The organism is Sulfitobacter sp. (assembly GCF_036961165.1).
In the GTDB taxonomy this organism is placed as follows: domain Bacteria; phylum Pseudomonadota; class Alphaproteobacteria; order Rhodobacterales; family Rhodobacteraceae; genus Sulfitobacter.
The window spans coordinates 34,904-42,016 of the sequence record NZ_JBALVJ010000035.1 but is presented as its reverse complement, the minus strand read 5'-3'; the positions used below and the strand labels follow the sequence as shown (position 1 = coordinate 42,016).

At 57.0% G+C, this 7,113-nt stretch carries 6 protein-coding genes and 1 tRNA gene; 5 read left to right on the top strand and 2 right to left on the bottom strand.

Features of this window, described 5'->3' with window-relative positions; translation table 11 throughout:
• Together V7730_RS14515 and V7730_RS14510 are read left to right on the top strand one after the other, a co-directional pair.
• Window positions 1–241 (top strand): hypothetical protein (locus V7730_RS14515; RefSeq protein ID WP_335748317.1); only part of this gene is annotated, 241 nt, incomplete at its 5' end.
• Between the two features lie 291 nt (window positions 242–532).
• The gene (locus V7730_RS14510) at window positions 533–1,558 is read left to right on the top strand and encodes a tyrosine-type recombinase/integrase (protein WP_335748316.1); all 1,026 of its coding nucleotides are present in this window, start codon (window positions 533–535) and stop codon (window positions 1,556–1,558) included.
• Between the two features lie 62 nt (window positions 1,559–1,620).
• Here the strand turns inward: V7730_RS14510 and V7730_RS14505 are convergent.
• Window positions 1,621–1,694 (bottom strand) — tRNA-Cys (locus tag V7730_RS14505).
• A 347-nt stretch (window positions 1,695–2,041) separates the two neighbouring features.
• Here V7730_RS14505 and V7730_RS14500 point away from each other — a divergent pair.
• From V7730_RS14500 to V7730_RS14490, 3 genes are all read left to right on the top strand, one after another.
• Window positions 2,042–2,695 carry a protein-L-isoaspartate O-methyltransferase family protein gene (locus tag V7730_RS14500; protein ID WP_335748315.1) on the top strand — a complete coding sequence of 218 codons (654 nt, stop codon included), beginning with the start codon at window positions 2,042–2,044 and terminating at the stop codon, window positions 2,693–2,695.
• Window positions 2,696–2,778: 83 nt separating this feature from the next.
• On the top strand, window positions 2,779–4,209 hold the full coding sequence (locus tag V7730_RS14495; RefSeq protein ID WP_335748314.1) for a TolC family outer membrane protein: 1,431 nt from the start codon (window positions 2,779–2,781) through the stop codon (window positions 4,207–4,209).
• A 178-nt stretch (window positions 4,210–4,387) separates the two neighbouring features.
• Window positions 4,388–5,551, top strand: coding sequence for a hypothetical protein (locus tag V7730_RS14490; RefSeq protein WP_335748313.1), 1,164 nt, complete (start codon window positions 4,388–4,390; stop codon window positions 5,549–5,551).
• 2 nt (window positions 5,552–5,553) lie between these two features.
• Here the strand turns inward: V7730_RS14490 and V7730_RS14485 are convergent, their stop codons facing one another.
• The gene (locus tag V7730_RS14485; protein ID WP_335748312.1) at window positions 5,554–7,014 is read right to left on the bottom strand and encodes a cobyric acid synthase; all 1,461 of its coding nucleotides are present in this window, start codon (window positions 7,012–7,014) and stop codon (window positions 5,554–5,556) included.
• Between the last annotated feature and the right edge of the window lie 99 nt (window positions 7,015–7,113).

Here is a 7,113-nt window from a genome sequence, read left to right as displayed (position 1 = left end):
CCGAAGGGCCCCTTTTTTCGCCGCGACTTGGCCCATTATTGCTCTGCGATTGACAATGTCTTTGTGTCGAGGGGTGAATATGAAAGCAACCCAGTTTAAACTTATCCTGCAAGCGGATGTGAAGGCTTGGCTTGAAGAGGAAGCAGTGCGGAACCTGCGTTCGCAAGGCGCGCAGGTTGTGACCTGTCTAAGAGCCGCAATGTCGCGACAAGAGACGCTGCGCGAGGGGGCTGAGAAATGAGCCTGAGCCAAATCCAACTGATTCCGACGCCGGAACTGGCGCTTTTGTTTGGATACAATGAACCAAGCGCGTCATTCTACGATTTCTGCCGCCGGACGGGCATCGCCCCCGTACCTGGACGACGGGGTTGGTATGATCCGAAACTCATTCGGGCGCGATTGGATGCTGTTCAGGGCATAAGCGCCGCCGAGCGAGAGGCAACTACGCAGCCGAGCCTTGTTGCACAACGGAGAGCGCGCCATGCCCAGAAGTAACCTACCCAAAGGGGTTCACCGTGTTCGGCGCAAAGTCGTGTCTGGTGTTCGATACCATTTTTATGCTTGGCGAGGTGGTCCCAAGTTTTGGGAAGGGACAGAGCCGAATCCTAAAGAGCCAGAATTTTTCCATGCCTTTTCACAGTGCGGCATGCCGATCAGTCCTGCCGAATATCTGACGACCCATTTGGTTGATGATTTTCTCTCCAGTGCGTCTTTGCCTAAAGCCGAGCGCTCCAAAGCAGATATTAGAAAGTGGTTGGAGTTTTTTCGCGAGGAGTTCGGGGCGGATCCTATTGCAATGTTCGAAGAGCGCGCTTCAAGGGGCGAAGTGAACAGTTGGCGCAAGAAATGGCTTCATTCGCCCAAGCAGCACGGCATGGCGGGCACACATGCGACTCGCGTTTTGAATTGGGCGGTGGAGGAGGGGAAGCTTAAAGAGCACCACTGCCATAAGCTCAAGAAGCTCTATCAATCGAACCGGACCGAAATCATTTGGACGAGCGGCGATTTCGCTCAGTTCAAAAGATATGCGCCCGAGTGGGTCCAGAGAATCTTAACCGCAGGATGTGAAACGGGTTTGCGGGCGGCCGATCTGGTTCAGGTCAAGATGGACCAGTTCGAAGACACACCCCACGGTAAACGACTTCGCTTTCGCACCAGTAAGCGCGGGCAAATCGCATATATCCCAGCTACTGCAGCCCTTGAGAAACTAATAGTCGAAACGCCAGAAGATCAGGAAATGCTGCTTGTTTCTGAGTTGGGTCGGCCTTTGACGGCTCGTTGGGCTTCGAACCAAATCACGAAGTGGCGGCGCGAAGCGCAGATACCTCCGTGGATTGATGGTTGTGAAAAAACTCTGTCCGACACACGAGGGACAGCTGCGACAAGACTGCTGAATGCAGATCTGTCTCTGCGCCAAATAGCAGTTCTGATGGGGTGGTCCGTGCGCTACGCCGCGCAGGTTATCGAACATTATGCGCAGGTTAGCCCCGACGAAAGCGATGCCGTTTTGCGCAAGCTGAATCGGGCAAAATCACTGTCTCAAGACACCAAAATGTAAACGCCCCTGTAAACGGTGGGCCCCAAGCATGGGAAGGAATACTCTAAGTGTTTGATTTTATATGGAGGCGAGTAGGAGAATCGAACTCCTGTACACGGATTTGCAATCCGCTGCGTAACCACTCCGCCAACTCGCCGAAGCCACGGGTGTATTAAGGGCTACGCGGCGAAGCTGCAAGGGGGTAAAAAGCGGGTTCTTGCTCTGGGGGCAACTTTCTTGGCTTCTTTACATTACTATGTGTTGGGCCCGTCATTCAGTCGGTTTGTCAGGAGGCTCCAGAAGGGGGCGGGGTTGTGAAGGCGGTTGTGCCCGGCCGCTCGGCACGGTTTGTGAGCAATTAATAGGTAAGCAGGACGCAGTATAGTTGCTTTGTGCTCACAGGTGCAGGGTCTGTTGGCGCTGTGGCAGTATGCGGCGTTGCTGCCCCTTGCGTGTTGTGGCACATTGCCCCGAACAGAATTCTGCAAAGACGAGCATTCCCCCATGACTGATTTTTATAAAAGGCGCACTATGATGGTCGACACTCAGGTGCGCCCTTCGGATGTGACCAAGTTCCCCATTATCGAAGCGATGCTTCATGTCGCGCGCGAAGATTTTGTGCCGGTAGCGCAGCGTGAAGCGGCATATGTTGGAGAGAACATTGATCTGGGGCAGGGGCGTGCGCTGCTGGAACCGCGCAGTTTGGCCAAAATGTTGGATGCACTCGCGATCGACGGCGATGAGCTGGTTCTCGATGTGGGTTGTGGCCTTGGCTATTCTACGGCAGTTATCGCGCGTATGGCTCAGGCCGTTGTGGCGGTAGAGCAGGATGAGGATATGGCACGCGAAGCGCAGGATGCCCTGATGGCAGCTGGTGCTGATAACGCAGTGGTGCATGAAGGTCCCCTGACCGAGGGCGCGCCGCAACATGGCCCCTATGATGTGATCGTTGTGCAAGGTGGTGTTTCGGATGTGCCGGCCTCGCTGACAGACCAGCTTAAGGAAGGTGGCCGGATCGCGGCTTTATTCATGGACAATGCGATTGGCGAAGTCCGTGTAGGTTACAAACGCGAGGGTAAGATCAGCTGGCGTCTGGCGTTTAATGCGAGCGGCCCGGTGCTGCCCGGCTTTGAAAAAGAACTAACGTTCACTTTGTGAACGCCTCCACGCCGCTGCTCGGTGTGAATAGGTATAACTAAAAATGGATCTGCGCGTTTTGTGTCATGATCGGAGGCAATAAGATGATATTGAGTAAGATCAGGAAAACTGCCGAAAAATCCATACGTGTCAGCGGCTTCGCTGCGGTGGTTCTAGTGTCTTTGGGCGGAGTTGCACGAGCTGATACTTTGGCCGATGCACTCGTCAGCGCTTACAAGCACTCGGGCCTGCTGGAGCAGAACCGTGCATTGCTGCGTGCGGCGGATGAAGATGTGGCGGCTGCGGGCGCTGCTTTGGAACCTGTGCTGCGTTGGACGGCTAGCGTCACCCAGTCTTGGGGCCGAACACGCAGCGCAATATCTGGTGGGGCGCAGGATGTTGATAGTCTGGTGGCCAGTGGTCAGTTGATCGCTGAGCTGTTGCTATATGATGGTGGTGCGACGTCGCTGGGTATTGAAGTGGCGAAGGAAACAGTTTTGGCCACGCGCCAGACGCTGATTGTAATCGAACAGCAGGTGATGCTGCGCGGTGTGACAGCGTACATGGGCGTTATCGAGGCCACTGAGTTTGTGCAGCTCCGCCAGAACAACATGCGCGTCCTGACGCAGGAATTGAGCGCTGCACAGAACCGGTTCGAAGTCGGAGAAGTGACGCGCACTGACGTTGCCTTGGCAGAAGCGCAGTTGGCGCAGGCCCGCAGTGGCCTCGCCACGGCTGAGGGCAACCTTGAAATTGCTATTGAAGAATACCGTAACGTGATCGGGCGCAAACCAGGCAGCCTGTCAGCGCCGCCGAATTTGCCAAAGCTGAGCGGTGATATCAATGCGGCCAAAGGGCTTGCTGTGCGCCTGCACCCAAGCATGAAATCGGTTCAGCACCGTGTGGCTGCAGCGGATCTGTCGGTCAAGCGCGCTGAAGCGCTCAAGCGCCCCAATGTGGTCGCGCAGGGCGCACTGACGCTCAGCGATAACCTCGACAGCAGCAATTTCAGCACAGGTGCTAGCGTTGGCATCAACGCAGGTGGCACGATTTATCAAGGTGGCGCGCGGTCATCTGTGGTGCGTGCCGCACAAGCACGGCGTGATGCCGAGCGTGGTAACCTGCATATCGTCCGTAACGATATTCAGCAAAACGTCGGCATCGCCTATGCACAGCTTAGCTCTGCACGGGCTTCCCTCTCTGCGTCCGATGGCCAGATTCGCGCTGCTCGCATCGCCTTCCAGGGTGTGCGGGAGGAAGCGACCCTTGGCGCGCGGACAACGCTGGATGTGCTCGACGCAGAGCAGTCACTGCTGGACGCCGAAGCAGCACGCATCTCTGCGCAGTCTCAGCTGTATAACGCCGCTTACGGTGTTCTGGCCGCTACCGGTAGGCTGACAGCCACTGGCCTGCGTCTGCCGGTCCAGCAATATGATGTGAACGAATACTATAATCTGGTCAAAAACAGCCCCACTTCGACGTCCAAGCAGGGCGCGCAGCTGGATCGGGTTCTCAAGCGGCTGCAGAAAAACTGAAGCATCGCCTGGTTTGTGACGTGCATCGGGCCGCCCTACAGGGGTGGCCCTTTTTGCAACCGCGGCCAAGGACTGCGTGAAGGCAACAGGCTAGTTTTATAATTATTAACGATTTTCCTACCATTGTGAGAATCTGATCTGCACGCTATATTTGCGACTGAGTAGAGAGTGGTGAACAATGTCAAAGCCCGTCACAAACGAAGATGTCGAAGATGTCTTGTCTTCGATCCGCCGGTTGGTATCCGAAGACAAGCGCCCGCTCGCGGGTCTTTCCCGCGCGCCACGAGAGGTGGTGACGCCGACTACAGCCGAGACAAAGCCGGAAGCGGCATCTGGTCGTTTGGTGTTGACCCCGGCCTTACGTGTAGCCGAGGCTCCCCAACAAAAACCTGAACCCGAGACAGCCCCCCTTGATTTGGGTTCTGTTGCGCGCAGAACGTGGATGCAGCCGGATGAGCCTGCGGACACGCCAGACGTTGCCGAAGATCACATCACATCCAAGATAGCCGAGCCAGTCGAGCGTAACGCAGAGCCGGATGCGGCGATGGACGCGCTTGACGCATTGGTGCACGAGACGCTTGAGACACAGAAGCCAGAAGATGACGAACCGCTTGAAGATGGCAATTACAGCGACGAAACCTATTGGAAGGCCGACGATGCTGGGCCTCGGCCAGGTGAGGCTACCGTTGAAGCGCAGTTAGACGCGCATGAGGATGAGGCGCCAATGGCGGAACTCGTCGAAGATCATCACGATGATTATGGTGATGACGTCGATTGGGATGACGGCCTTGAAGCGGAAACCGAACGGTCAGACGCAGCGGAAAAATCGGTCCCGGCCGGGAATACCGCGACCGGCCAGCAGTTTTTTCAGCCGGATCAAGATGATCAGGACACACAGAACATCAATTTCGGGGACCTGCGCGCAGCAAGTATCCCCCTCAAGGCAACAATCGCGGCTTTGGGCGCGGCTATTGGGAAGACCCCTCAGGACTGGGAGCCGGACGGCGAAGAGGGCGATGAGCTTTCAGCGGCCGACGACTCAACCATGGCATGGGAAGATGATCTGGAACTGGATGCTAAAGGCGAGCCGCTGGATTCAAGCGAAGCTGACGCTGCAGACGAAGCCATTACGGCGAAGCCAGAAGCACGCTCCGAAACGCCGATTGGCGCGGCATTTGGGGCCGATGATCAGGTGATGGACGAAGAAGCCTTGCGCGATCTGGTCAGCGAGATCGTCCGCTCCGAGTTGCAAGGCGCTTTGGGCGAGCGGATCACGCGAAACGTGCGCAAACTTGTGCGCCGCGAAATCCACCGTGCTTTGACCGCGCAGGAAATGGAATAAGTCTATTCGATCTCGACTGCCTCATTTAGCAGTTTGTCGAGATCGAAATATGTCTCAATATGCGCAGCCAGCGCATCAAGGGTTTCTTCCACCTGATCTTCGAAAATAACTGATGTAGAAGCACCCAGCGCGCCCAAATAGGTCGCGCGAAAGGCGTCTGATGCGAAGATGCCGTGCAGATAACAGCCCTTAACATGTCCGTCGCGGCTGGCCGCGCCATCATCCACATTGCCAAGTCGCAACCACGGGCGTGCGCAGTCCGGCCCATCCGTCCGGCCCATATGGATCTCATATCCAGCGAGGGGGGCGTCGCTCTCCAGATGGGTTCCTTCGCGCAGCAGCAGATTTTTTACGGGTTCTAATATGGTGTGCACGTCCAAGTGGCCAAGGCCTTCCACCGTGCCGACCGGACCTTCGATGCCGTCCGCATCTGTGATTGTGTGTCCCAGCATCTGGTAACCGCCGCACAGCCCCATGACATGTCCCCCGCGCCGGATGTGGGCCGCGATATCAATGTCCCAGCCCGCAGCGCGCAATGCGGCCAGATCGGCGATGGTGGATTTACTACCCACCAACAGCACCAGATCGGTCTCGGCTGGAATCGCCATGCCGGGGGTTATCATGCGCAAGTCTACAGCAGGCTCGGCTGCGAGAGGATCAAGATCGTCAAAATTGGCTATACGGGGGAGCTGGGGGACAGCAACCACCAATCCTGTTCCCCCGGAACGCGCCCTTGCAGGCAGGTCCATCACGTCTTCGGCTGGCAGGCGGGCAGCTTGGTCAAACCAGGGCAGGACCCCAAGGCTCGGCCAGCCAGTCCGCGTCGCTATGTCATCGCGGCCCGCGTCGAACAGGCTACGATCGCCGCGGAACTTGTTGACGCAAAAGCCTTTGATCAGGGCGTTGTCTTCGGGGCTCAATACGGCTTGGGTCCCTACGATCTGTGCGATCACGCCGCCACGGTCGATATCCCCCATCAGGATCACAGGCACCCCCGCAGCACGGGCGAAACCCATGTTGGCAATGTCGCCAGCCCGCAGGTTCGTCTCTGCGGGGGAACCTGCGCCCTCGATCACTATGAGATCGCACTCACTAGCAAGCCGCCGAAAGCTCTCCAGAACAGCCCGCATGAGGGTCTGTTTATTACGGCCAAAGTCGCGGGCTTCTTGATGACCCGCGACTTGTCCCTGCACGATAACTTGTGCGCCAGTGGCTGTTTGAGGCTTGAGCAGGATCGGGTTCATGTCGGTATGAGGGGCAACGCCGCAAGCGCGCGCCTGTAGAGCCTGTGCGCGCCCGATCTCGCCCCCGTCGGAGGTAACGGCAGCATTGTTTGACATGTTCTGCGGCTTGAACGGGCGGACCTTGATGCCGCGCGCACGAGCGGCGCGCAGAATGCCTGCAACAATCATTGATTTGCCAACATTGCTGCCGGTGCCCTGGATCATGATCGCTTTTGCCATTCTCGGCCCTTCATGTTGATTGGGGGCAAAGTGGCGCAAACGGCCGCCAAGGAAAAGGGCCATTCAACGCCTACATCAAAGCGTTGACCTTATCCATCA

Coding starts and splice junctions, on each gene's coding strand:
- V7730_RS14485 (WP_335748312.1), bottom strand. CDS start 7,014: ATGGCAAAAGCGATCATGATCCAGGGCACCGGCAGCAATGTTGGCAAA.
- V7730_RS14490 (WP_335748313.1), top strand. CDS start 4,388: ATGTCAAAGCCCGTCACAAACGAAGATGTCGAAGATGTCTTGTCTTCG.
- V7730_RS14495 (WP_335748314.1), top strand. CDS start 2,779: ATGATATTGAGTAAGATCAGGAAAACTGCCGAAAAATCCATACGTGTC.
- V7730_RS14500 (WP_335748315.1), top strand. CDS start 2,042: ATGACTGATTTTTATAAAAGGCGCACTATGATGGTCGACACTCAGGTG.